The sequence below is a fragment of the Mycobacterium ulcerans subsp. shinshuense genome (assembly GCF_002355775.1).
Lineage (GTDB): Bacteria > Actinomycetota > Actinomycetes > Mycobacteriales > Mycobacteriaceae > Mycobacterium > Mycobacterium marinum.
Genome location: NZ_AP017624.1, coordinates 4285083 through 4310425, shown reverse-complemented (window position 1 = coordinate 4310425; position 25343 = coordinate 4285083). Strand labels below are relative to the sequence as shown.

Below are 25343 nucleotides of genomic sequence, written 5' to 3'. Positions count from 1 at the left end.
CAATTGGCCAGTCGTGAGACCGCCGCGACCGGGTGGATCGGTAGCCGACGCGGCGTGACAGACTTGATCACGTGACGCGTCCCCGACCTCCGATCGGGCCGGCCTTGGCAGGTGCGGTCGATCTTTCCGGTCTCAAGCAACGAGCCCAACAAGACACCGCGGCAGGCGGCGCTTCCGGCAAGGCGCCCGCGGATCAGCCTGGTGTGGTTGAGGTCACCGAGGCCAACTTCGAAGACGAGGTGATTGGCCGGTCCGACGAAGTGCCCGTTGTGGTGGTGCTGTGGTCACCGCGCAGCGATGTGTGCGTCGAACTGGTGGACACGCTGTCCGGCCTTGCCGCCGCCGATATGGGCAAGTGGCGGCTTGCCACGGTCAACGTCGACGTGGTGCCTCGAGTCGCTCAGATATTCGGTGTGCAAGCGGTGCCAACGGTGGTGGCTTTGGCTGCGGCGCAGCCGATTTCGAGCTTTCAGGGGCCCCAGCCTGCCGAGCAACTGCGCCTCTGGATGGATTCTCTGCTGTCGGCGACCGACGGAAAGCTAAGCGGTGTAGCGGGTTCGGAGGATGCCGAGGAAGTCGATCCAACTGTGGCCCAGGCCCGCGCGGAACTCGAGGAAGGCGACTTCGACGCCGCAAGAGGGTCGTATCAGGCGGTGCTGGACGCCAATCCAAACAGCGTCGAAGCGAAGGCGGCCATTCGTCAGATCGACTTCCTTTCGCGGGCAACCGCTCAGCGGCCCGATGCCGTCCTTGTTGCCGACGCCGCTCCGGATGATGTCGATGCGGCGTTTGCGGCCGCCGACGTGCAAGTCCTCAGTCAGGACGTCACCGGGGCATTCGAACGTCTGGTTGCGTTGGTACGACGCACCTCCGGTGACGAACGCACCAGGGTGCGCACTCGGCTGATCGAGCTGTTCGAGCTCTTTGACCCTGCCGACCCCGAGGTGATCGCGGGCCGGCGCAGCCTGGCCAGTGCGCTCTACTGACGGCCGGCAGCATCAACCGCCCCGCTGATGCCGGGCGGGTGGCGGTGGCGCCGGCGTCGATCGCGGCTAGGCGGGTTCCAGCCACAGCGCCGACGAGGGCGGCAGCACCAGCACCGCGGATGCCGGACGGCCGTGCCATGGCTCCGCGGTGGCATCAACGCCGCCGAAATTATCGACTCCTGAGCCGTTGTAGATCGTTGCGTCGGTATTGAGCACCTCACGCCAACGACCGGCGATCGGCAGGCTGAGGCGATAGTCGCTGTGTTCTGAACCCGCGAAGTTGAATATGCAGGCCATCACCGAGCCGTCGCTGCCATGCCGCAGGAAGCTCAAGACATTGTTCGCCGAGTCGTTGGCGTCGATCCAGGAATAGCCCTCGGGGGTGGTGTCCTGACTCCACAATGCGCAATGGTCGCAGTAGATCTCGTTGATGTCGCGGACCAAGCGCAAAACGCCATTAGAGAAGCCATTCTCGTCGAGTTGGAACCAGTCCAGGCCGCGCTGCTCGGACCACTCGGCGCGCTGACCGAACTCCTGTCCCATGAACAGCAGTTGCTTGCCGGGGTGGGCCCATTGGTAGGCGAGCAGGCTCCGCAAGCCGGCGGCCTTGGTGTGATTGCTACCCGGCATCCGGCCCCATAACGTGCCTTTGCCGTGGACCACCTCATCGTGACTCAGCGGCAGCACGTAGTTCTCGCTGAACGCGTACAGCATCGAGAACGTCATCTCGTGATGGTGGTAGCTGCGATAGATGGGATCGCGGCTGACGTAGTCGAGCGTGTCGTGCATCCAGCCCATGTTCCATTTCATCGAGAAGCCCAGGCCGCCAATGCTGGTTGGTCGAGTCACCCCGGGCCACGAGGTGGACTCCTCGGCAATGGTGACGATGCCCGGCGCTGCCTTGTGCGCTGTGGCATTCATTTCCTGCAGGAACTGCACCGCCTCCAGGTTCTCTCGCCCTTCGTAGATGTTCGGTGTCCAGCCGTCCTGCGGGCGGGAGTAGTCCAGATACAGCATCGACGCCACCGCGTCCACCCGCAGGCCATCGATGTGGAACTGCTCGATCCAGTACAACGCGTTGGCCACCAGGAAGTTGCGCACCTCAGGCCGGCCGAAATCGAAAACGTAAGTTCCCCAGTCTAGTTGCTCACCCCTTTTGGGGTCCGAGTGTTCGTAGAGTGGTGTCCCGTCGAACCGCCCTAGGGCCCATGCATCCTTGGGGAAGTGCGCGGGCACCCAGTCCACGATGACCCCGATGCCCGCTTGGTGCAGTGCATCGACCAAGGCTCGGAAATCGTCGGGGGTGCCGAACCTGGATGTCGGCGCGTAGTAGGACGTGACCTGGTATCCCCACGACCCGGCGAACGGATGCTCTGCAACGGGGAGTAGCTCTACGTGAGTGAACTTATGTGCCACAACGTAATCCGTCAGCTCCGTGGCGAGCTGGCGATAGCTGAGGCCGGGTCGCCACGAACCTAGGTGGACCTCGTAGGTGCTCATCGGCTCGAATACCGGATTGCGTTGTGCACGCTCGGTCATCCAGTCGCCGTCGCCCCAGCTGTAGTCGCTTACGGTTACCCGCGATGCCGTCTGGGGCGGTACTTCGGTGCCGAAGGCGAACGGGTCGGCCCGCTCCGAGACCACACCGTCGGCTCCGTGTACCCGGAACTTGTAGAGCCCGTCGGCGGGGAAGTCGGGCCAGAATAATTCCCACACCCCCGAGGAACCCAACACCCGCATGGGAGCCTCACTGCCGCTCCATCCGTTGAAGTCGCCGATCAGGCTGACCCCCTCGGCGTTGGGAGCCCACACCGCGAAGGACACCCCGTGGACCACGCCGTCGGCTGTGGTGAACGAGCGGGGGTGGGCGCCGAGCGCCTCCCAGAGTCGCTCATGGCGGCCCTCGGCGAACAGGTGCAGGTCCACCTCGCCCAGGGTGGGCAGGAAGCGGTACGCGTCGGCAACCGTGAACGGCTCCGAGTTCTCATAGCTGATTTGCAGTCGGTAGTCGATGAGGTCGACAAAGGGCAGCGCGACGGCGAACAAGCCAGACTCGATGTGCTGCATCGGAAACCGGTCGTCACCGACTATGGCGATCACTTCTGCCGCGTGCGGCCGAAACGCACGGATGACAGTGTGGTCGCCGTACTCGTGGGCGCCCAGGACGCCATGCGGATTGTGGTGTGAACCGGCGACTAGGCGCGCCAAGTCGTTGGGTTCGGGCGCCAGGTGCGTCCCGGCGAGTTGGTCGGTTCTGCTCACTGCCCCTCACCTCCTGCGTAGCAATGTGATTCGAGATTGTTCCGGTATAAGTGGCATGTTGATGATGTGGGCAACCGCTCGGCCCGGATCGATGCGAATGTAATTGGTTTGCCCCCACTGATATTCCTCGCCGGTTACTTCGTCACGTACCCAGAACCGGTCGTAGGGCTCCATGCCCAATGCGTGCATGTCCAACGACAGTGTGGCCACCTCGGGCGTGAAGGCATTCAGCGTCACGACCACCAGAACGCAGTCGCCGGTGGCCGGGTCGAACTTGCTGTAGGCCAGCAACGCGTCATTGTCGACATGGTGGAAGTAGATCGTGCGCAACTGCTGCAGTGCCGGATGCAGTCGCCGAATCGCGTTGAGCTGTGTGATGAACGGTTCCAGTGATCTGCCCTCGGCGAGAGCACCCGCGAAGTCACGAGGACGCAGTTCATACTTCTCCGAGTCCAGGTACTCCTCGCTGCCCTCGCGCACGGCGCGGTGCTCGAACAACTCATAGCCCGAGTACACGCCCCAAGCGGGACCCATGGTGGCGGCCAGCACCGCGCGGATGGCGAACATGCCTGGGCCATGGTGCTGCAGCACGGCGTGCAGGATGTCGGGGGTGTTGACGAAGAGGTTGGGCCGTCGGAAGTCGGCGAGCTTGGCTATGTCGTTGCCGAATTCGGTGAGCTCCCACTTGGCGGTCCGCCAGGTGAAATAGCTGTAGGACTGGGTGAAGCCGAGCTTGGCCAGTCCGTACTGACGGGCCGGCGGCGTGAACGCCTCGGACAGGAACAGGACGTCGGGGTCGACGGCCTTGATCTGGCCGATCAGCCAAGCCCAGAAATTGGGCGGCTTGGTGTGCGGGTTGTCAACTCGAAAGAACTTGACCCCATGGTCGATCCAATATTGCACCACCCGCAAGACTTCGGCGTAGAGCCCGGCAGGGTCGTTGTCGAAGTTGAGCGGATAGATGTCCTGGTACTTCTTCGGCGGATTCTCCGCGTAGGCGATGGTGCCGTCCGGCAACTCCGTGAACCAGTTGCGGTGTTCACGCGCCCATGGGTGATCCGGAGCGCACTGCAGCGCGAGATCCAGGGCGACCTCCATGCCCAGATCGCGCGCCGTTGCCACGAACTCATCAAAGTCGTCGATGGTGCCCAGGTCCGGATGGACCGCGTCGTGACCACCCTCGTCGCTGCCGATCGCCCACGGAGATCCGACATCCCCGGGTACGGCGGTGGGGTTGTTGTTGGGGCCCTTGCGGTGCACCTTGCCGATCGGGTGAATCGGCGGAAGGTAGACCACGTCGAATCCCATGCCCGCGATGCGGGGGAGTTGTGCCGTCGCGGTGGCGAAGGTCCCGTGCACCGGCTTGCCCTCGTCGTCCCAACCACCGGTCGAGCGGGGGAACATCTCATACCAGGCCCCGAAGCGCGCCACGGGCCGATCGACCCAGACTCCGAGCTGTTCGCCGCGGGTGACCAGATCCCGCAGCGGATACAGCTCGAGCACTTCGTCGATCTCGGGCGTCAGCGCCAGGGCCGAGCGAGTCACCGGATCGCCCGGGGCCTGCAATGCTGCCGCGGCCTCCATCAGCGGCCAGCGTTGTGCGCGCGGCACCCCGGTCGCGGCGCGCTCCAGCAGCGCCGCGCCGACCAGCAGGTCGTTGGACAGCTCGCTCTCGCCCTGCCGGGCGTCGAGTTTGGCCACCAGCCCGTGCCGCCAGCTGTGAATCGGGTCACCCCAGCCGTCGACGCGAAACGTCCACAGCCCGACGCTGTCGGGGGTGAACTGACCGTGGAAGACGAAGGGCTCTTCGCCCATGGTCATCGGAAACAGCAATGGCTTGACCCGCTGCTGTTCGGCCGGCCTGGTGCTCAGCTCCGCTTCCGCGGCCGCAGCCGCAGCCGCCTGGATCCTTCGTACATCCGCGACTTGCGGATAGCGCGCTCCCAAATAGCGCACCACCAGCGTCGCGGCCACCGCCTCGTGACCTTCCCGCCATACCGACGCGCTAACCGGAATCACCTCACCGATCACCGCTTTGGCGGGGTATGTGCCACATGAGACGACGGGCTGGACGTTATCGATCTCGACACGACCGGGCACCGATCACTCCGTTCCTGGCTCACCACCCCGGACGATTACCAGCAGATGTCGCCGGGGTTTCTTCGTGTGTCGCTGTCTGCTCGTCTCCTAGCGCCCCATACCCACCCTAGTGTCAGGCCACACCGGAGGGGCCCAAGCAGTCGATCTCTAGCCGTGCGCACCTAGAAATCCTCAGTAATGTTTATTCGCGTGAAAGCCCTTCGCCGCTTTACCGTCCGCACGCATCTGTCCGACCGTCTGGCCGCGCTCTACCAGCTTTCGACGAACCTGCGGTGGTCGTGGGAAAAGCCGACGCAAGACCTGTTCGCGAGCATCGATCCGGCGCTGTGGACCAGCTGTGGCCACGACCCGGTGGCGGTGCTGGGCGCGGTCAAGCCCGCGCGGCTCGATGAACTGGCGCTCGACGAAGAGTTCCTGGGGCGACTCGACGCGCTTGCCGCCGATCTCAACGACTACCTCAACCGTCCGCTGTGGTACCAGCAGCAGGAGGCCGACGGCGTTGCGATGCCCACCGGCATCGCCTACTTCTCGATGGAATTCGGCGTCGCCGAGGTGTTGCCCAACTACTCTGGCGGACTGGGGATTCTGGCTGGTGACCACCTCAAGGCCGCCTCCGATCTGGGGTTGCCGCTGATCGCGGTCGGTCTGTATTACCGTTCCGGCTACTTTCGGCAGTCGCTGACCGCAGACGGCTGGCAGCAGGAAACCTATCCATCGCTGGACCCGCAAGGCCTGCCGTTGCGCCTGCTCACCAACGCCAACGGCGACCCAGTGCTGGTCGAGCTGACGTTGCCGGATTCGGTTCGGCTGCGGGCCCGGATCTGGGTGGCGCAGGTCGGTCGGGTTCCGCTGCTGCTGCTCGACTCCGATGTTCCAGAAAACGAACACGACCTACGCAGCGTCACCGACCGGCTCTACGGTGGCGATCAGGAACACCGCATCAAGCAGGAGATCCTGGCCGGCATCGGCGGGATTCGGGCCATTCGGGCATTCACCGCAATCCAGGGCCTGCCCGCCCCCGAGGTGTTCCACATGAACGAGGGGCACGCCGGATTCCTCGGCGCCGAGCGGATCCGTGAGCTGATCACCGACGCGGGACTGGACTTCGACACCGCGTTGACGGTGGTGCGCTCCAGCACGGTGTTCACCACGCACACGCCCGTACCCGCCGGTATCGACCGGTTCCCGGTGGAGATGGTGCAGCGCTATTTCGCCGATGACGAGCCCACGTTGCTGCCCGGGGTGCCCACCGAGCGCATCCTTGCCCTGGGCGCAGAAGACGATCCCACCAAGTTCAACATGGCCCACATGGGCCTGCGCCTAGCGCAGCGCGCCAATGGCGTCTCGCTGTTGCACGGCAGGGTGAGCCGGGCCATGTTCAACGAGTTGTGGCCGGGATTCGATCATGACGACGTGCCGATGGGATCGATCACCAACGGTGTGCACGCGCGCACCTGGGCGGCCCCCCAGTGGCTGGAACTCGGTCGCGAACTGGCCGGCTCGGACTCGTTCAGCATGCCCGCCGTGTGGCTACGACTGAATCAGGTGGACCCCGGCCATCTGTGGTGGATCCGTTCCCAACTGCGATCGTTGCTGGTGGAGGACGTGCGGGCGCGGCTGCGGCAGTCCTGGCTGGAGCGAGGTGCATCCGAGGCCGAACTGGGTTGGATACCAACGGCATTCGATCCTGATGTGTTGACCGTAGGTTTTGCCCGCCGAGTCCCGACGTATAAGCGTCTGACGTTGATGTTGCGTGATTCGGATCGGTTGGAAAAGCTCTTGCTGGATCCGCAACGGCCGATACAGCTGATTGTTGCCGGAAAATCGCATCCGGCCGATGACGGCGGCAAGGCGCTGATCCAGCAAGTGGTGCGTTTTGCCGACCGGCCAGAGGTGCGGCACCGCATCGCTTTCCTGCCCAACTACGACATGTCGATGGCCCGATTCCTGTACTGGGGTTGCGACATTTGGCTGAACAATCCGCTGCGACCGCTGGAAGCCTGTGGCACTTCAGGAATGAAGAGTGCGCTCAACGGTGGGCTGAATCTGTCCATTCGCGACGGCTGGTGGGACGAATGGTACGACGGCGAAAATGGTTGGGAAATACCGTCTGCGGATGGGGTGGCCGATCCGGAACGACGCGACGACCTGGAGGCCAGCGCACTCTACGACCTGCTGGAGCATTCGGTGGCGCCAAAGTTCTACGAGCGCGACGAACGGGGGGTGCCGCCGCGCTGGATCGAGATGGTGCGCCACACCTTGCAGACACTTGGCCCGAAGGTGCTGGCGTCGCGGATGGTGCGCGACTACACGGAGCGGTATTACGCACCAGCGGCACAATCGCGGCGCAAGACCATCGCCACCGCCGAGGACGGCACCGAGTACCAGGCGGCCCGCGAGTTGGCCGCCTACCGCCGACGTGTGGAAGCGGCCTGGCCCAGCATCGAGATCACCGACGTCGACAGCGCGGGGCTGCCCGACACCCCATTGCTGGGATCGAAGCTGACTCTTACCGCGATCGTGCAACTGGCCGGGCTGGCGCCCGATGAAGTGACGGTGCAAGCGGTGCTGGGCAGAGTCGACGCCGGCGATGTTCTGGTTGACCCGGTCACCGTCGAGATGTCTTATGCCGGTCACGCCGACGCGGGCAACCAGGTCTTCTCAACGACGACCCCGCTGCCGATGGCGGGTGCGCTGGGATACACGGTGCGCGTGCTTCCGCGCCATCCGATGCTGGCCGCCAGCAACGAACTCGGGCTGGTCACCCTCGCTACCCGCTAGGTCTCGTCGAGTTCGGCCAATCGCTGCAGTGCCTGGCGAACCTGGGTGCCATTGGTGGTCTGCCAGAACGGGGGTAGCGAGTCGCGCAGATAGCTCCCATACCGGGCGGTCGCCATCCGCGAGTCCAGAACTGCGACCACGCCCCGGTCGGTGACGCGGCGTAACAGCCGTCCCGCCCCCTGCGCCAGCAGCAGCGCCGCGTGGTTGGCCGCGACGGCCATGAAACCATTGCCGCCCCGGGCCGCCACCGCCCGTTGCCGGGCACTGAGCAACGGGTCGTCCGGGCGCGGAAATGGGATGCGGTCGATCAGCACCAGGGACAACGATGGTCCGGGCACGTCGACGCCCTGCCACAGCGACAACGTGCCGAACAACGAGGTGGCGGCGTCGTCGGCGAACTGCTCGACAAGTGCGGAGGTGCTGTCGTCGCCCTGGCACAGCACCGGTGTCGAGAGCCGCTCCCGCATGGCTTCCGCTGCGGCGCGGGCCGCCCGCATCGAGGAGAACAGGCCCAGGGTGCGCCCACCGGCCGCGGTGATGAGCTCGGCGATTTCGGTCAGCTGCTCGGCCGCAGCCGCTCCCTCCCGGCCGGGCGGCGGGAGGTGGGCGGCCACATAGAGGATTCCCGACTTGGCGTGGTGAAACGGTGATCCGACGTCGAGGCCACGCCACGGCGTGCGTTGTTCGGCCGCTTCGCTTTTGGGGTCGGTCCTAGGTTCGGTCAGGCCCCAGGCCGTGGCGATGGCATCGAAGCTTCCGCCCACCGTCAGCGTTGCCGAGGTCAACACCGTCGTCGATCGGGAGAACACCGTGGCGGCCAGCAGCCCGGCCACCGACAGCGGTGCTACCCGCAGTACGGCCCGCGGCGAACCCCGGTTTTCCTCGTGTTCGAGCCAGACCACATCGGTGCGGTCGGAGATGGGCGGCGTGAATGAGGTCAGGATTCGTGACGCGGTATCGGAGATGTCGGCCAACGCCGCGGCGGATTCGGCGCGCGCTGATGCGGCCGCGGCGTCGCTGGTGCCGGAGATCGCCGAGCGGGCCGCGGCGGCGGCATCGCGCAGCGCGGTCAGGTAGGTCGCCAACTCATCGTCGAGGTGGTCGATGCGGCCGGGCGTCCCGTCGTGAATGGCCGAGGCGAAGGTGGTCGATGCCGCATCCAACCGCTGGGTCAGTTCCGGACTCACCAGACGCGCGATGCGCCGCGTCGCCGCGCTGAGGGCGGCTGAGGCCAGTTCCGCGGTGGCCACCGAGGTCACCCGGTCGGTCAACTCGTGCGCCTCGTCGACGACCAGTAGCGAATGTTCCGGCAGCACTGTCGATTCCGCGACAGCATCGATGGCCAGCAACGCGTGGTTGGTGACGACGATGTCGGCGCCACCGGCGCGGCTGCGCGCACGTTCCGAGAAACACTCGGATCCGTAGGGACAGCGGGCCACGCCGATGCATTCCCGCGCCGAGACGCTGACCTGGGACCAGGACCGTTCAGCGACCCCAGGCTTGAGGTCGTCGCGGTCACCGGTGTCGGTGGTGGACGCCCATTCGGTCAGTCGTGCCACGTCGCGGCCCAGTGCGGTGGCGGCCATCGGGTTGAAGAGTTCCTCTTGCGGCTGATCGTCGGCTTCCGGATCGCCGGTCGAGCCATCGCTGTGGATCTTATTCAGACATAGATAGTTTCGTCGCCCCTTGAGCAGCGCGAACCGCGGTTGGCGGGGGAGTGCATCGGCGAGTGCGTCGGCCAGCCGGGGTAGGTCGCGATCGACGAGCTGGCGCTGCAGCGCAATTGTTGCGGTAGACACCACCACGGGTGCGTTGTCGTCGAGCGCGCGCACAACCGCCGGAATCAGGTACGCCAGCGATTTGCCGGTGCCGGTGCCGGCCTGAACAACCAAGTGCTCGCCGGACTGGAATGACCGCGCAACAGCGTCGGCCATCTCCACCTGGCCGGGACGTTCGCTGCCACCCACTGCGGCCACGGCAATCGCCAGCAGCTCGGGAACGGACGCAGACTCGGGCACGGGACGTGGTTGCTCCCTCGTGGTCAAGCCGGCTCTCAGGCCGAGATGGTCTGGGTCGGGATGGCGGGTTCGCCGGGTGCCAATTTCAGTCCCTCCCAAGGCAAGCTGCGTAGCCCAGACGCCACCAGCTTTCGGGCTGCGGCGAGAGTATCTGGATCGGTGGTGACCATCGGCTTTCCGTTGCGAACCAGCGGTGTCGTCAACACCCGGTGTAGCCCCGTGGTGGCCGGCGGTCGACCGGCCGGGTGCACGATCTCCTCGGTGACGGTTCCCGTCGGTCGCGCCAGCCGCAGCGCCTCCTTGCGACCACCGCGGGATTCCTTCTGGCTGCTGCGCTTCTGCACCGGAATGCCTTCGACCTCAACAAGTTTGTAAACCATGCTCGCCGTTGGTGCGCCCGAGCCGGTGACCAGCGAGGTGCCGACGCCGTAGCGATCGACCGGCTCCGCGCGCAGCGCGGCGATGGAGAACTCGTCCAGATCGCCCGAGACCATGATTTGGGTTTCGGTGGCCCCCAAGGCGTCGAGTTGCTGGCGCGCCTGCCGGGCGAGTACACCCAGCTCGCCGGAGTCGATGCGGACCGCGCCCAGAGCCGTACCCGCGGCGGCCACGGCGTTGGCCACCCCGGTCGTCACGTCATAGGTATCGACGAGCAGCGTGGTGTCCGGCCCGAGCGCGTCGATCTGGGCCCGGAACGCGGCCAGCTCGGCCAAGGCCGGTGTGCGGTCCTGGTTGATATGCACCATGGTGAACGCGTGCGCGGCGGTGCCCTCGGCGGGGACGCCGTAGAGTTGCCGGGCTTCCAGATTGGAGGAGCCGGTGCACCCGGCAATGTATGCGGCTCGGGCGGCAGCGACCGCGGCGCACTCGTGGGTGCGTCGCGAACCCATTTCGATCAAGGGGCGATCGCCGGCGGCACTGACCATCCGGGCCGCGGCCGAGGCGATCGCTGAGTCGTGATTCAAGATCGACAGCACCAGAGTCTCCAGCAGCACGCATTCGGCGAAGCTGCCGTGTACCGAGAGCACGGGGGACCCGGGGAAGTAAAGCTCGCCTTCGGCATAGCCGTCGATGTCGCCGCTGAACCGGAAGTCGCGCAGGTAAGCCACGGTGTCTGGATCCAGGAATTGGGCCAGCAACTCGCATGCTTGGTCGTCGAAGCCGAACCGGGGCAAGAGTTCCAGGAGGCGGCCGGTCCCGGCCACCACCCCGTATCTGCGGCCGGCGGGCAGCCGACGGGCGAAGACCTTCCAGGACGTCCGGCGCTCGGCGGTGCCGTCGCGCAGCGCGGCCGCCAGCATGGTCATCTCGTACTTGTCGGTCAGCAGCCCAGCCAGGACCGAGTGGTTCACACCGCCACCGTATCGGTTCGGTTGGGGAGTCGGTATCCACGGGAGGGGCTCGCTATCCTAGGGCTATGGTTGTTGCCTCAGCCCCTGCTAAGCCCGGCTCGGTCGGGCAGCAGGAGTCTGCGTCGCGAGACGCCACGGCTAGCCCGTGGGTGACAATCGTGTGGGACGATCCGGTCAACCTGATGACCTATGTGACCTATGTGTTCCAAAAGTTGTTCGGTTACAGCGAACCGCATGCCACCAAATTGATGTTGCAGGTGCACAACGAAGGTAGGGCTGTGGTGTCAGCGGGTAGCCGAGAGGCCATGGAAGTCGACGTGTCCAAACTGCACGCCGCCGGTTTGTGGGCGACGATGCAGCAGGACCGGTGAGATTCGAGGGTATCCGGATCCACTGTGCGCAAATGGAAGCGCGTTGAAACCCGCAACGGTTCCCGGTTTCGGTCGTCCTTGGCTCCGCACGAAGCGACCCTGCTCAAAAACTTGGTCGGCGCGATGATCGGCTTGTTGGATGAGCGTGAATCCACCGCGCCGTCGGATGAACTCGAGGAGATCACCGGCATCCGGACCGGCCATGCGCAGCGCCCGGGCGATCCGACGCTGCGCCGGCTGCTGCCGGATTTCTACAAACCCGGCGAGACCGACCCAATGGCCCTCGACAGCTCCGAGACACTCAATGCCGCGTTGCGCAGCTTGCATGAGCCCGACATCATCGACGCCAAACGCGCTACCGCGCAGCAGCTATTGGACACGGTTCCGGAGAAGGGGGGGCGCTTCGAGCTGACGGAAGACGGCGCCAACGCCTGGGTCGCCGCGGTCAACGACCTGCGCCTGACGCTGGGAGTCCTGCTTGATGTTGGCCCCCGCGGACCCGAGCGCTTGCCCGCCGACCATCCGCTGGCCGCCCACTACGACGTCTATCAGTGGCTGACCGTTTTGCAGGAATATCTGGTGCTGGTCCTGATGGGGAAGTCGGCTGGATGAGCTCCATCACCGACATCGGGGGCATCCGCGTCGGGCATTACCAAAGGCTGGATCCGGACGCGTCCCTCGGCGCCGGTTGGGCATCGGGTGTCACGGTGGTGCTGGCGCCGCCCGGAACTGTTGGTGCGGTCGACTGTCGCGGTGGCGCGCCCGGAACCCGTGAGACCGATTTACTGGACCCGGTCAACAGCGTGCGCTTCGTGGACGCGGTGCTATTGGCAGGTGGCAGCGCCTACGGTCTGGCGGCCGCTGACGGTGTCATGCGCTGGCTGGAGGAACATCAGCGCGGTGTGGCGATGGGCACCGGTGTGGTGCCGATCGTTCCGGGCGCAGTAATTTTCGATCTGCCCGTCGGCGGGTGGGGGCAGCGTCCCACCGCCGAATTCGGCTACTTGGCCTGTGACGCGGCGGTCAGCGATCAGGACCCGGGCGCCACTGCGTCGCTGGCGGTCGGGACAGTTGGCGCGGGCGTGGGGGCGCGCGCCGGCGTCCTCAAGGGTGGCGTGGGGACCGCGTCGGTCAAGCTGCCCTCCGGTGTGACAGTCGGTGCCGTGGTGGTGGTGAACTCCGTCGGCAATGTCGTGGATCCGGCCACCGGCCTGCCGTGGATGGCGGAACTTTCCGGCGAGTTCGGTCTCACCCGGCCACCGGCCGATCAGCTCGATGAGCTCGCCCGGCTGCCTTCTCCGCTGGATCCGCAAGACGCGCCCCAAGATCGGCCGCTGAACACCACCATTGCGGTGGTCGCCACGGATGCCGCGCTGAGTCCGGCGGGTTGCCAGCGGGTGGCGCTCGCCGCCCAGGACGGGTTGGCCCGCACGATTCGTCCCGCGCACACACCGTTGGACGGGGACACCGTTTTCGCGCTGGCCACCGGCGCGGTGCAGGTACCCCCTGATCCCGCCATTCCCGCCGCGTTGTCTCCCGAGACCGGGCTTCTCACCGCGGTGGGGGCCGCCGCGGCTGATTGCCTGGCCCAGGCGGTGCTGGTCGGTGTGATTGCCGCGGAGTCCGTTGCCGGAATACCGAGCTACCGCGATGTGTTGCCCGGAGCGTTGCAAACATCGGGAACAGAAAGCCGCTGAGGTGTTGGTGGTCCGTGCCGACCTGGTCGATGCGATCCTCGCCCATGCGCGCCGCGATCATCCCGACGAGGCGTGCGGAGTGCTGGCCGGGCCGCAGGGATCCGACCGTCCCCACCGGCACATTCCGATGACCAACGCCGAGCGCTCGCCGACCTTCTACCGTTTCGACTCGGGCGAACAGCTTGCGGTGTGGCAAGAGATGGAAGGCGCCGGCGAGGTGCCGGTTGTGATCTACCACTCGCACACGGCCACCGACGCCTACCCGAGCCGCACTGATATCGATCTGGCCGCCGAGCCGGCGGCGGATTATGTTCTGGTCTGCACGCGCGATCCCGACCGCGATGAGTTGCGCAGCTATCGGATCATCGCTGGTGCTGTGACCGAAGAACCCGTCAATGTCGTCGAGCGGTATTGAACTGTCCCTGGAGAGGCCGCCATGAGCGTCACCGTGTCCATCCCGACCATCCTGCGACCGCAGACCGGTGGCCAAAAGCGCGTCACGGCCAGCGGTGACACCCTGGGGGCGGTCATCGACGACCTCGAAGCGAACTACTCGGGTATCGCTGAGCGGCTGATCGACAACGGCAAGTTGCACCGGTTCGTGAACATCTACGTCAATGACGAGGACGTGCGGTTCTCCGGCGGCTTGGACACCGCGATCGCCGACGGTGACACGGTCACCATCCTGCCGGCCGTGGCAGGTGGATGAATCGCAGACCACGGTGCGATACGACTCGCTGCTGTTTGGCGGGCATCGCCACCGGCGCGGTGCTGCAGGCGGCGCTCCGACGGTGGGTGGGAGTATCTGTCCACCTGGGTCTACGCAGGTAGCCTGGATGAGGCCGGAATGCTCTGCAAGGGCACTAAGCGACGAGGAGGAGCGGCGCGTATGGCTAGACATCCGCGCACGCCAGCGACGCAGCCCGAGGAGCGGCCGCGCTGGGTGACCGGCGGAGCGACAATTCTGACCTTTGTCGCACTGCTGTATCTCGTTGAATTGATCGACCAGCTGACTCGGCATTCCCTGGACCTCAACGGCATCAGACCGCTGCAAACCGATGGCCTCTGGGGGATCATCTTCGCGCCGCTGCTGCACGCCAACTGGGCGCACCTGATGGCCAACACGGTTCCGCTGCTGGTGCTGGGTTTTCTGATGACGCTGGCCGGGTTGGCCCGGTTCGTCTGGGCCACCGCGATCGTGTGGATCCTCGGCGGGTTTGGCACTTGGCTGATCGGCAACGTCGGCAGCAGCTGCGGGCCCACCGATCACATCGGTGCCTCGGGTCTGATCTTCGGCTGGCTGGCTTTTCTGTTGGTCTTCGGATTGTTCGTCCGCAAGGTGTGGGACATCATCATCGGTCTGGCGGTGTTGTTCTTCTACGGCGGCATCCTGCTCGGTGCGTTGCCGCGGCTAGGAGTGTGCGGTGGCGTCTCCTGGCAGGGCCATCTGTGCGGTGCGCTCGCCGGCGTCGTGGCGGCGTATTTCTTGTCCGCTCCGGAACGCAAGGCTCGGGAGCTGAAAAAGGCCGGTGAACGGCCGTCAAGCCCGAAGACATGAGCTCGCCGCTGGCGCCCGTCGGAATCTTTGATTCCGGTGTCGGCGGACTGACGGTCGCACGGGCCATCATCGACCAACTGCCCGACGAAGACATCGTCTACGTGGGCGATACCGGCAACGGCCCGTACGGTCCGCTGACCATCCCCGAGGTTCGCGCACATGCCCTGGCCATAGGTGACGACCTGGTCGGCCGGGGGGTCAAGGCGCTGGTGATTGCCTGTAACACGGCATCGGCAGCGTGTCTGCGCGATGCCCGGGAGCGATACGACGTGCCCGTCGTCGAAGTGATCCTGCCGGCGGTACGCCGTGCAGTGGCCACCACCCGCAACGGTCGCATCGGGGTGATCGGCACCCGCGCGACCATCACCTCGCACGCCTACCAGGATGCGTTTGCCGCCGCGCGCGACACCGAGATCACGGCGGTGGCTTGCCCACGGTTCGTCGATTTCGTCGAGCGGGGCGTGACGAGCGGTCGTCAGGTGCTGGGATTGGCGGAGGGCTATCTGGAGCCGCTACAGCGTTCCGGGGTCGACACCCTGGTACTCGGCTGCACGCACTATCCGTTGCTGTCCGGGTTGATACAACTGGTGATGGGGGACAACGTCACGCTGGTCTCCAGCGCCGAGGAGACCGCCAAGGAGGTCCTGCGGGTGCTGACCGAGCGGGACATACTGCGCCCGCACGATGCGCCGCCGGCCACTCGATTGTTCGAAGCCACCGGCGATCCGGAGGCGTTCATGGCGTTTGCGGCGCGCTTCCTCGGGCCGGCGCTAACCGGGGTGCAGCCGGTTCGCCCCTCGGGCATGCACTAGCTTCGCGGCATCACCCTGACGGAGCCGCACCCGTTGAGCGGGTTACGGCACGAACTCCACGTTGGCTACCTTGGCCTCGTCGCCGACCTGCTGCACGGTGATGCGCATGCGCCACGCACGAGGCCGTTGTTCGGGCGCTGCGGCCGTCGTCGTCTTGACGCTCACCGCCACCAGGACCTGTGCCGCGTCGTCGGACTCCGACTCCAGTGCGGCGGCGGTGATCGTTCCCACGGATTTCGACTGGAAATGCTGAACGACCTGGATGAACGGCTTGGATCGGCGTTGGAAGTCGTCGTAGAAAGTGCCGGTGGCCGAGTTGAGGATGCGCTCGATATCGGCGTCGACATGCTCCCAGTCGATGGTGGTGAGGTTGATCGCGCCCTGTCTGGCGACCTGAACATAGAGCTTGCGCTGTTGGTCGGCCTGATGCGATTGGTAGGCGTGGAACCCGAACCAACTCGCCAACGCCGCCATGGCCACCACCGCGGCCAGCCCCACCACGATCGCCAGCCGCACCTTTGAGGGCGCTGGCTTGGGCGACTCCTGCTCGCCGTCGCTGGCTTGCGCGTCGTCTTCGCCCGCCTCGGGATCCGCGTCGGCGTCTTCCTGGGTCTCGTCCGCGGTCTCGTCTTGGTCTTCGTCGCGCGGCTGGGCCTCGGGCACGCCTGCTTGGCCGGATTCGCCTTCGGGCTCAACGACCTCGGCAGGCTCCGGTTGCTCCTCGAGAGTCGTGGAATCACTCACTTCTTCGGGGGCAGCAACATCGTCTGCCATGTTTGCTCCTCTGGGACGGTCTGGCCCAGATTAGCTTGCGTGTACAGGTGTCCGTCGGGGCCCATATAGGTGCCGGTTGCCGGGTCGTACTCGGCGGCGGCAATCGGGGCTGGCGGTGCCGGACCCGGTGGGGCGCTCTGTTCGAGCGGCGGCTCCGGGGGCAGTTGCGGAATCGGTTGCCCGGACAGCGTGGAGTTCGGATCCCCCTTCCAGTTGTAGCCGTCGTTGAGCGGCACGTAGACCTCGTTGCTCTCGCACAGCTTCGCCGTCGGCGCGCGCTTTCCTGGCACGGTCACGCAAGGCAGATTTCGTGCGCCGCGGACGTTGAAGGGCGCATCCTGTGGCACTCGGCAGTACAGGTCACCCGGCGCACGGTTCGGGTAGTCCTCGAAGGTGGGTACCCGCTGCTGCTGGGCCGGCAGGAAGCCGGTGGTGCACGGCGGCGGCAGGTTCAGGTTCAGGTTGAAGACCAGATAGTCGCCCTTGTAGTCCTGGATGGTGTTGCGCTTGGCAACGCCGACGGCCTGCGTTACGGCAGTTCCCTGAGGAAACAGCACCAGCAGTTGCTCGAGACTCGGGTGGTAGGCGACGGCCACCTCACCGACGCTGACCAGGTTGGCCAGCACGATCGGCAGTGTGGGGCGTAGTCGGTTGAACAGCGCGCGCACCTCATCGGCTGCCCCGGGACCCTGATCCAGCAACCCGGCGAACGACGAGTCCTGGCGCTGCAGCTGGTCGGTGATGCTGGCCAGATTCGACGCCCACGAGCGGATGGCGCCCGCGGTGTCGGTCTGGGTGTCCAACACCGGCTTGGACTGGTCGATCAACAGGGTCAGCTCGTCCAGGTTCGCGCGGGCGTCGATGGCCAGCTTGCTGCTCCCGGTGATCAACCGCCGAAGCTCGGGCCCCAGTCCGCCGACGGCGACGGCCGCCTCGTCGACAACCGTCTTCAGGTTCTCGCGGGGGATCGCCTGCAGGCCGCGGTTGGTTTCGTCCAGGATCGTGTTGATATCGGTTGGAACGCGGGTGCGGCTACTCGGGATCACGTCGCCGTCCTTCAACGACGGACCTTGGCCGCTACGCGGAAGCAGCTGAACGTACTGCTCGCCGACCGAGGACACGCTGTGCACCTCGGCCTCCACATCGGCGGGAATCTTGACATCGGAGTTCAGTGACAGGACCGCGGCCACACCCGTGTTGGTCAAGTGGACGCTCTTGACGGTGCCGACCTCGACGCCGCGATAGGTGACGTTGCTGCGCGGGTAGAGGCCGCCTGCCTCGGGCAGCTCGACGGTCACGCGGTACTGCCCGATGCCGACCATGGCCGGCACTCGCATGTACCCGAAGACCATGATCAACAGCGCGGTGGTGGCCACGATGGCGAAGATCGCCATCTGGATGAAGATCTGCCGAGTCAGACGCATGTCACGGCCCCTGGTCCCATCGGTACGGAACGATCAACGGGTTACCCACGGTGTAGGGGCTGGGCATCTGCCCGATGGTGCGGCCCCACTGCAGCTCGAGCTCGGTCAAGTCGCCTTCCCATCGCGTTCCGGTGAAGAATCCGGCGTCGATACGGCTCAACGTCATATCGATGATGAGGGTCAGGTTGGCGTAGTCGCCGCGCATCCAGTTGGTCAGCGTCTCCTTGGGAAATGGGTAGGTGGGTAGGAAGCTCAGCGCGCGCGTTAGCGCCGGACCCGCGTTGGCCAGTGACTCCAGCGTCGGCCCAAGATCTTTGAGCTCTTGCACAAGCGCGTCCTTGGTCTGGTTGACCGAGTCGGCGGCCAGCGCGCTGAACCTGCCCAGCTGGGTGAGTGCATCGGCCAGGTTCTCGCGCTCGTTCTTGAGCACGGCGAGTGCATCCGGAATCGTCCGCAACGCCTTGTCCAGTACCGGCCTTTGTGCGGCGAGCTGAGCCATCAGGTTGTTCAGGCTCTCGGCAGCGGCGATGATGTCGCCTTTTTGGTCGTCGAGGTGTCCGATGGCCTCGTCGAGCTGCTCGATCAGGCTGCGCAAGTCGTTCTCGCGTCCGGTGAAGGCGGTGCTCAGGGCTTCGGTGATGTCGTAGATGTCCCCGATCCCGCCGCCATTGAGCAGCATCGCCGTTGCGGCGAGTGCCTGTTCGGTGCTCGGATATGCCTTCGATGAGGACAACGGGATCAACGAGCCCTCGCGTAGGTTGCCCTCAGGCGGCACGTCGGTGGGCGGTGCCAGCTCGATATGCAGCGACCCCAGCAAGCTGGTCTGACCGAGTGTGGCGGTGGCATTTGCCGGCAGCTCGACATTGCCGTTGAGTTTCATCGTGACCAGCGCATGCCAGCCCTGGCGCTCGATCTTGGTGACGGTACCGACATTGACGTCACCCACCCGGACGCGCGAATTCGGCTCGATGTTGTCGACGTCGGGCATCTGAGCCTGGATGGTGAACGAGCCGGGTCCGCCGCCCTGAACACCTGGCAGCGGAAGCGAGTTCAGGCCGCGCCAGCCACTGCAGCCCGATACGGCTACCGCTAGGGCGGCGATTCCCGCCGCGATGCGTATCCGCGTGGTCCACCCGGCCCGCATCATGAGCCCACCCCTTGGGGCACCATGATCCCGCGAAGGCCGGCAGCCGGGTCGGGTGTGGCGGGCGCTTCGGCCGGCAGCGGGAGGCCCACGGCGGGCGGCGGTGCTTGCGCCGGAGGCGCCGCGGCCGGCGGTGCTTGCTGCGGCGGAATGGCTTGCGGTGGAATGTAATCCGGGCGTAGCCAGTCTTCGCTGTAGGTCAGCTCATTGGGTCGCGCACTGGCGCCGACGAAGAGGTTCTGGCCAAAGGGCAGGAAGTTGTACTGACGGTTCTTGATTATCGGTGCCAGGTATTGCACGCATAGCTTCGCGGACTGTTCATAGCCCAGTCGCGATGCGGCCTGAATGGCGCCGCACAGGAAGGAAATCGGATTGGCGAAGTTGTTGAGCATCGGCACGGCACTCACCGCGCCCTGGGCCGGCTGCCAGATGTTCACATAGTTCTGCAAGGTGTTGGGCGCCACGTGCAGGAACTGTTTGACGTCGTCGAGGCTATCGTTCAAAGCCTGGCTGACCCCCGCCAGCTTGTCCGATGTGGTGCCCAGCGCTTCGCGATTGTCGGCCACAAATCGCTGCACCTCACCGACCGTGTCGCCGAGGTTGCGCACGGCGTTGGCGACCTCGTTCGGGTCGTTGGCCAGCAGGCTGGTCACCGTCGCCAGGTTCTGGTTCAGCTGGCGCATCAAGTTGGTGCTGTCCTGCAGCGCCGACACCAGAATCGCGAGATTCTTCACGGTCGAGAAGATGTCCGTGCTGTGGTCGCCGAGGGCAGAAAAGGCCTGAGACAACTTGATCACCGTGTCGCGGATGTTGGCGCCCTCGCCGCGGAGGTTGTCTGCCGCGGTATTGATCACCGACCCCAGGGGGCTGACGCCGCCGGGCTCGGTCGGCTGCAACTCCTTGGTCAGCTTCGCCAATTGCGCACGGACGTCGTCCCACTCGACCGGAACGGCGGTGCGCTGCCGTGGAATGACCGCGTTGTCGGACATCGCGGGCCCGCCGGTGTAGGCGGGGGTGAGCTGAATCGCCCGTGAGGTCACCAGGGTCGGCGACAGGATCGCGGCTTTCGCGTCCGCCGGCACTATGTACTTGCTGTCGTACCAGAATGAGACCTTGACCGACTCGGGCTGCGGTTCGATCGAGGTGATCTTGCCGACGGGCACACCAAGGATGCGAACTTCATCCCCGGTGAAGACGCCGTTGCTGTTCTCGAAGTACGCGACGACATTGGTGCGGTTGACCACTTCGGTGGTTCGCAGCAGCACCACCACTCCAGCGGCCAATAGTCCGACCAACAGCACGGTCAGCCAGGTCTTGGTGCACCGGATCATCGTCCGGCCCCCGCGGTCTGGGGTGCTGAGACCTCGCCCGGCGCGGGCACCAATACCGATGACGGCGTTGGCTGCGGGATGGAAGCCAACTCGGGAGGCGCCGGCGCGGGCGGCCCCGGTGGTGGCCCGCCCGGGGGTGGGGCGGGCAGCGGCCCGCGGTAGGGATACCGCGGGTCATCGGGGTTGCCGGTGATCGCGTCGGGAAGCTTCCGATGTGGTTCGCCGCCTTGGCCCGTCCGTGGGAAGGGCAACGGCAGCGGCGGTGTGCCCGGCTGGCCGATCGGCGGGTCGGTGCGTTGCGACGGGAGCAGCACATTGGGATCCAGGCCGAGGTCGGAGAATGCCGCGTCGATGAATGGCTGCACGAATTGTCCCGGCGCCAGGTTGGCGACGTAGGTTTTGAAGAACGGACCGGAGGACACCGATTCACCCAGCGACATCGTGTAGTCGTCGAGCAGCTTGATCGCCTTCTGCAGCCGTTCCTTGCGGTTGTCCAGGATGGTCAGTACGCCGTTGAGTTTGTCGAGCGCGGGTCGCATCGTCGCCTCGTTCTCCGCGATCAACCCATGCAGTTGTTGACCGAGTGCGGCGATGTTGCCGGAGATGTGATCCAGGGCGGCGCGTTGGGTTGTCAGCTCGGCCAGCAGCGCGTTGGTGTTGGCGATCAGGCTGACGACTTGGTTGCTGCGCTCGGCCAGCACGGTCGTGGCCTTGTTGGCGTTGGTGAGCAGACCGCGCAGCTGCGCGTCGCGCTCGTCGAGGGTCTGCGAGAAGCGTGCCACTCCCTCGATCGCGACGCGTAGTTGTGGCGGGGTGTCGGAAAAGGTGTCCGCCAGTACCCGCAGCGAGTCCGATAGCTGGTTGGTGTTCAGGCCGCTGATCGTGGTGGCCAGGTCACCCAGCGCGTCGGGTAGTTGGTACGGCGACCGGGTGCGGTCGAGCGGAATCGTGCCCTGCAGCTGGCCGTCCCCGCGGGAGATGACCTCGAGCATCTTCGTGCCCAGCAGGCCCCGCGTCTTGATCGCCGCCTCGGTATGGTCGCCGAGGCGGATGTGCTTGTCGACAGTGAACTTGACCAGCACCCGCGGTCCGTCCAACTCGATGGACGAGACCTCACCCACCCGGAATCCCGAAACTTGCACGCGCACGCCGGTTGTCAGCCCACCCGCATCAGCGAAGTAGGCGGAATACTGCTTGCCGGATTGGAAGAACGGCAGCTTGTCGTACTGCAGCGATCCGACCACGATGCCGATGGTGATCGCCAATCCCACTGCACCGACGACGATCTGGTTGCGTTCAGCGAAGGATTTCACCGCGGTGCGCACCTCCCGGTGGGCTGACCGGCGACCTTGACGTACACCGGCTGGCCACCCCTGCCGTTGAGCTTGAGCACGACATCGCAGAGATAGAAACTGAAGAAGTCACCGTAGATGCCTTGGCGCGACAGCGCTTGATAGGCATCTGGCAGCGTGTTGATCAGATTGTCGAAATATTCGTGGTCTGCCAAGACAATTGCCGATGCGCGATCCGTCTCCTGGACGGTCTTGGCCAGTGGCGGGCGTGCCTGCGAAAACAGGTCCGCGATGCTCGAGGCGGCGGCATTGGTGTAAGCCATGCCCTTGGTGATGTCTTCCTTGCGGGCCTGCAGGCCTTCCATGAGTTCGGCGAGTGCGTCGACCGCTTTGGCGAATTGCTTGTTTTGGTCGCCGAGCGAACCCAACACGACGTTCAGATTGATGATGACATCCCCGATCAGCTGATCGCGATCGGCCAGCGTCGTCGTCAACGCGGCGGTCTGGGCAAGAAACGAGTTGATCGTCGCGCCTTCGCCCTGCAGCGCCCGAATCAACTGGCCGGACAGGGCATTGACCTGGTCGGGATCCAGCGCCTTCAGCAGCGGACGGAACCCGCCAATCAACGCATCCAAGTCCAGGGCGGGCGAGGTGTGTGTCATGGGAATCGTGTCACCGGGCTTGAGCTGTTTGGGGCTGCCGGCGCCTTCCTCGAGTGCCAGGTATCGGCCACCGATCAGGTCGCCATAGCGGATCACGGCCCGGCTGCCCTGGGTCAGCACCACCGAACTATCGGCCGTGAACTCGACCAGCGCCGTTGTGTCGGGCTGAATCGCAACCTTTTTGACTTGTCCGACCTCGACACCGGCGATGCGCACGAAGTCGTTTTGCTCCAGTCCGGTCACATTGCTGAACTCGGCTTTGTAGGTGCTGGTTTTCTCGCCGAAGCGCAGCTGCCCGAAGACCGCGAACAAGCCGATGACGCCCAAGAAGCAGACCAGCAAGAAGGTGCCCAGTCGGATCGCATCACGGATGAGCCGGGCTCTCATGCGCGGTCACCTTCGTTGGCCCAGCGGTCGGCCGAAAGGTCGGTCGAGGGCCGGCTGAGGGGAGGTCGGTACCAGGTGTTCATGGTGACGGAGCGACCTCCTGTGGCAGTGGAGCCGGCGGCAGCGGGGTGGGCTGTGCCTGCGCGGACGCGGGGACCACGAAGGGCTCGGAGCCCGGCGTGGGTCCCGATTCCCTGGGGGCGCCCGGTGGCGGCGCCGGCGGTAGCCCCGGCCACAGCGGGGTACCGTCTGGCGCGTACAGCTCCGCGCCGTAGGGCGGGGCCCCCGGATAGGGGATCGGTCCTGGCGCAGGTCCACCGAAGAGGTTGCGGATGCTCGGTGGTTCGGGCGTTCCGCGGGTGACCGGGAAGTAGTTGGCCCAGCCCGGGAATCCGATGCCGGGGTTGGGGCGCCAGTCCATTCCCGTGCCAAAGCCGGTGTTGGTGACGAGGTTGCGCACCGGCCAGTTGTTGTCGACGATCGGCAACGAGCCGCAGCCCGGTTTGCCGCCAGGCCCGCCCTTGGCGCCGATGATGGGCAGGTTGTCCGGAAAACGGTAGGGGTCATCACCGAGCGCCAGGGCCGCATCGAGTACCAGTGACCGCCCATTGCCGCCGGGTGCTTCGTAGCCCCCGTGGTCCAGCAAGTACTTTGCGCCCTCCAACAGACAGGTGTACTCCGGGCTGTACTTGTAGAGCAGGTTCGTCGTGGGCTCGAGTGCGTTGATGGCTTTGATCAGGTTCGCCTGATTGGGTGCCAGCAGGCTGATACCGGTGTTGGAAAGTCCGATGGTGGCCAGCAGCAATGCGTCCAACTGGGTGGAGTGGCTGGTGATGGTGGTGCTGGTCGTGCTCAGCGCGTTGAGCGTGTCCAGAATGTCCTGCGCCGCAGCGCTGAAGGTGTCGTTGAAGTCCTTGACGGCCCGCAGGTCGGCGGTCACGGTTTCGTAGCGCGGATTCAGCTCGAGCAGGACCTGGTTGGCATCGGTGGTCGCTTGTCCGATGAGTGGACCTTGACCGCGTAGGCCCTCGGCAAGCGCGGAAAGCGCGGCATTGAGCTTGGCCGGGTCGATCTGATCCAGCACCGCCACCAGGTTCTGGAACACGGTGTTGGCCTCGCTGGTCACATTGCGCGACATGAGCACCTGGCCGGCCTTCAACCGTTGCGGGCTGGGGTCTTCGGGGTAGATCAAATCGACGAACTTGGCGCCGAACACGGTGGTGGCCCGAATCTCGGCCTGGACATTCGCCGGGATGTAGCGAATCTGGTCGGAATCGATCTCGAGCGTGAGGGCCACCGGCGTCGCGCCCTTTCCGCCGCCGACAATCGAAGCGACCCGCCCGACCTGCACGCCGCGCAATTTGACCTTGGCGTTGGTCTCCATCACCAGGCCGGAGCGCTCGGAGGTCAACGTGACCGGCACGACCGACCGCAGCGAGCCCATGAAAAGTGCGTAGGTCACCCACATCGCCGCAACGAAGAGCAGCACCAGGATCAGCGTGTGCCACGCGGGGTGCAGGCCTTCCTTGCGGTCATCCATGGTGCTATCCCGCCAAGTTGAAATTGCCGGATTGCCCGTACACCGCCAGCGAGATCATCACCAGCACGAACGCCGAGAAGATCAGCGACGTGCGCACCGCGCGCCCGACGGCCTCGCCCACCCCCGCGGGCCCGCCCCTTGCGGTATAGCCGTAATAGGTGTGCACGAGCATGATCACCAGCGACAGGGCGATGCATTGCACGAACGACCAGGCCAGGTCGGTGGGGTTCAGGAACGTCCTGAAGTAGTGGTCATAGACACCGGTCGCCTGACTGTAGAGAACGGTCGTGCCGAATCGCGCGGCCCAGAACGACGCCAGCACCCCGACGCAATACAACGGGATCACCACCAGCAGTCCGGCGACCACCCGGCTGGCGGCCAGGAAGGCGATGGTGCGGATACCCATCACTTCGAGCGCGTCGATCTCGTCGTTGATCCGCATGGCGCCGAGCTGTGCCGTGGCGCCCGCGCCGATGGTGGCCGACAGCGCGATGGCGGTGGTTGCCGGCGCGATCAGCCGGACGTTGAAAAAGGCCGAAGCGAATCCGGTCAGGGCCTCCACGCCCAGTTCGGAGAAATCGCTGTACCCCTGCACCGCCACCAAAGCCCCGGTGGTCACCGTGAGGAAGCCGACGATCGCGACCGTCCCGCCGATGACCATCAGAGCGCCCGCACCCAGACCCATCTGCGCGATGAGCCGGATCAACTCGACCCGGTAGTGGATCAGCATGTAGTGGATGGAGTGCAGCGTGCGGCCAAAGAACTTGGTTTGGGTCCCGATCTGATTCCATCCCGCGACCCAGCCGTCGAGCTTGTGCCGCACGCCGCGCCAGCGGCTGCCGGCGGCCACGG

General features: G+C 65.5%; 21 protein-coding genes. 9 read left to right on the top strand and 12 right to left on the bottom strand.

Annotated elements, in window-relative coordinates; translation table 11 throughout:
- Positions 1-71 precede the first annotated feature (71 nt).
- Positions 72-986, top strand: coding sequence for a tetratricopeptide repeat protein (locus SHTP_RS19240; RefSeq protein WP_096371472.1), 915 nt, complete (start codon positions 72-74; stop codon positions 984-986).
- 66 nt (positions 987-1052) lie between these two features.
- Here the strand turns inward: SHTP_RS19240 and glgB are convergent, their stop codons facing one another.
- The gene (gene glgB / locus SHTP_RS19235) at positions 1053-3248 is read right to left on the bottom strand and encodes a 1,4-alpha-glucan branching protein GlgB (RefSeq protein WP_096371471.1); all 2196 of its coding nucleotides are present in this window, start codon (positions 3246-3248) and stop codon (positions 1053-1055) included.
- A 6-nt stretch (positions 3249-3254) separates the two neighbouring features.
- On the bottom strand, positions 3255-5348 hold the full coding sequence (locus SHTP_RS19230) for an alpha-1,4-glucan--maltose-1-phosphate maltosyltransferase (protein ID WP_096371470.1): 2094 nt from the start codon (positions 5346-5348) through the stop codon (positions 3255-3257).
- Positions 5349-5537: 189 nt separating this feature from the next.
- Here SHTP_RS19230 and SHTP_RS19225 point away from each other — a divergent pair, with 189 nt between their 5' ends.
- Complete coding sequence (locus SHTP_RS19225) at positions 5538-8129, top strand: glycosyltransferase family 1 protein (RefSeq protein WP_096371469.1); 2592 nt, start codon at positions 5538-5540, stop codon at positions 8127-8129.
- Here the strand turns inward: SHTP_RS19225 and SHTP_RS19220 are convergent.
- Together SHTP_RS19220 and SHTP_RS19215 are read right to left on the bottom strand one after the other, a co-directional pair.
- Complete coding sequence (locus tag SHTP_RS19220; protein WP_096371468.1) at positions 8126-10147, bottom strand: ATP-dependent DNA helicase; 2022 nt, start codon at positions 10145-10147, stop codon at positions 8126-8128. The two genes, SHTP_RS19225 and SHTP_RS19220, sit on opposite strands and share 4 nt — an antisense overlap.
- 35 nt (positions 10148-10182) lie before the next feature.
- On the bottom strand, positions 10183-11535 hold the full coding sequence (locus SHTP_RS19215) for a nicotinate phosphoribosyltransferase (RefSeq protein ID WP_172900688.1): 1353 nt from the start codon (positions 11533-11535) through the stop codon (positions 10183-10185).
- Positions 11536-11564: 29 nt separating this feature from the next.
- Between SHTP_RS19215 and clpS the strand changes: the two genes are divergently transcribed.
- The 7 genes from clpS to murI all read left to right on the top strand — a co-directional run bounded on the left by clpS (position 11565) and on the right by murI (position 15937).
- The gene (gene clpS, locus SHTP_RS19210) at positions 11565-11870 is read left to right on the top strand and encodes an ATP-dependent Clp protease adapter ClpS (RefSeq protein ID WP_012395653.1); all 306 of its coding nucleotides are present in this window, start codon (positions 11565-11567) and stop codon (positions 11868-11870) included.
- A gap of 24 nt (positions 11871-11894) precedes the next feature.
- Positions 11895-12482, top strand: a complete 588-nt coding sequence (gene aosR, locus SHTP_RS19205) for an oxidative stress transcriptional regulator AosR (protein WP_096371466.1) — start codon at positions 11895-11897, stop codon at positions 12480-12482.
- Positions 12479-13567, top strand: coding sequence for a P1 family peptidase (locus tag SHTP_RS19200; protein ID WP_096371465.1), 1089 nt, complete (start codon positions 12479-12481; stop codon positions 13565-13567). Before aosR ends, SHTP_RS19200 begins: the two co-directional genes overlap by 4 nt.
- Positions 13521-13982 carry a M67 family metallopeptidase gene (locus SHTP_RS19195; protein WP_096371464.1) on the top strand — a complete coding sequence of 154 codons (462 nt, stop codon included), beginning with the start codon at positions 13521-13523 and terminating at the stop codon, positions 13980-13982. Before SHTP_RS19200 ends, SHTP_RS19195 begins: the two co-directional genes overlap by 47 nt.
- A gap of 21 nt (positions 13983-14003) precedes the next feature.
- The gene (locus SHTP_RS19190) at positions 14004-14276 is read left to right on the top strand and encodes a MoaD/ThiS family protein (protein ID WP_012395650.1); all 273 of its coding nucleotides are present in this window, start codon (positions 14004-14006) and stop codon (positions 14274-14276) included.
- A 138-nt stretch (positions 14277-14414) separates the two neighbouring features.
- A complete protein-coding gene (locus SHTP_RS19185; RefSeq protein WP_085979921.1) occupies positions 14415-15125 on the top strand; it encodes a rhomboid family intramembrane serine protease in 711 nt (236 codons plus the stop codon).
- Positions 15122-15937, top strand: a complete 816-nt coding sequence (gene murI / locus SHTP_RS19180; protein ID WP_096371463.1) for a glutamate racemase — start codon at positions 15122-15124, stop codon at positions 15935-15937. Before SHTP_RS19185 ends, murI begins: the two co-directional genes overlap by 4 nt.
- A 42-nt stretch (positions 15938-15979) precedes the next feature.
- Here murI and SHTP_RS19175 read toward each other — a convergent pair whose 3' ends face one another.
- From SHTP_RS19175 to SHTP_RS19140, 8 genes are all read right to left on the bottom strand, one after another.
- Complete coding sequence (locus tag SHTP_RS19175) at positions 15980-16711, bottom strand: Rv1363c family protein (RefSeq protein ID WP_015356680.1); 732 nt, start codon at positions 16709-16711, stop codon at positions 15980-15982.
- Positions 16678-18135 (bottom strand): MCE family protein, encoded by a 1458-nt coding sequence (locus SHTP_RS19170; RefSeq protein WP_096371462.1) that lies wholly within the window; start codon positions 18133-18135, stop codon positions 16678-16680. Before SHTP_RS19170 ends, SHTP_RS19175 begins: the two co-directional genes overlap by 34 nt.
- A gap of 1 nt (position 18136) precedes the next feature.
- A complete protein-coding gene (locus SHTP_RS19165) occupies positions 18137-19282 on the bottom strand; it encodes a virulence factor Mce family protein (protein ID WP_020788116.1) in 1146 nt (381 codons plus the stop codon).
- Entirely contained in the window at positions 19279-20610 is a 1332-nt protein-coding gene (locus tag SHTP_RS19160; protein WP_096371461.1) for a virulence factor Mce family protein, read from the bottom strand. The genes SHTP_RS19165 and SHTP_RS19160 overlap by 4 nt, the downstream gene beginning before the upstream one ends.
- Entirely contained in the window at positions 20607-21923 is a 1317-nt protein-coding gene (locus SHTP_RS19155) for an MCE family protein (protein WP_096372556.1), read from the bottom strand. The genes SHTP_RS19160 and SHTP_RS19155 overlap by 4 nt, the downstream gene beginning before the upstream one ends.
- Positions 21920-22951: a virulence factor Mce family protein gene (locus SHTP_RS19150; RefSeq protein ID WP_096371460.1), complete on the bottom strand. Its 1032-nt coding sequence runs from the start codon at positions 22949-22951 to the stop codon at positions 21920-21922. Before SHTP_RS19150 ends, SHTP_RS19155 begins: the two co-directional genes overlap by 4 nt.
- Positions 22952-23030: 79 nt before the next feature.
- Entirely contained in the window at positions 23031-24491 is a 1461-nt protein-coding gene (locus tag SHTP_RS19145; protein WP_096371459.1) for an MCE family protein, read from the bottom strand.
- Between the two features lie 4 nt (positions 24492-24495).
- Positions 24496-25314, bottom strand: a complete 819-nt coding sequence (locus SHTP_RS19140) for an ABC transporter permease (protein ID WP_231991508.1) — start codon at positions 25312-25314, stop codon at positions 24496-24498.
- Positions 25315-25343: the final 29 nt, after the last annotated feature.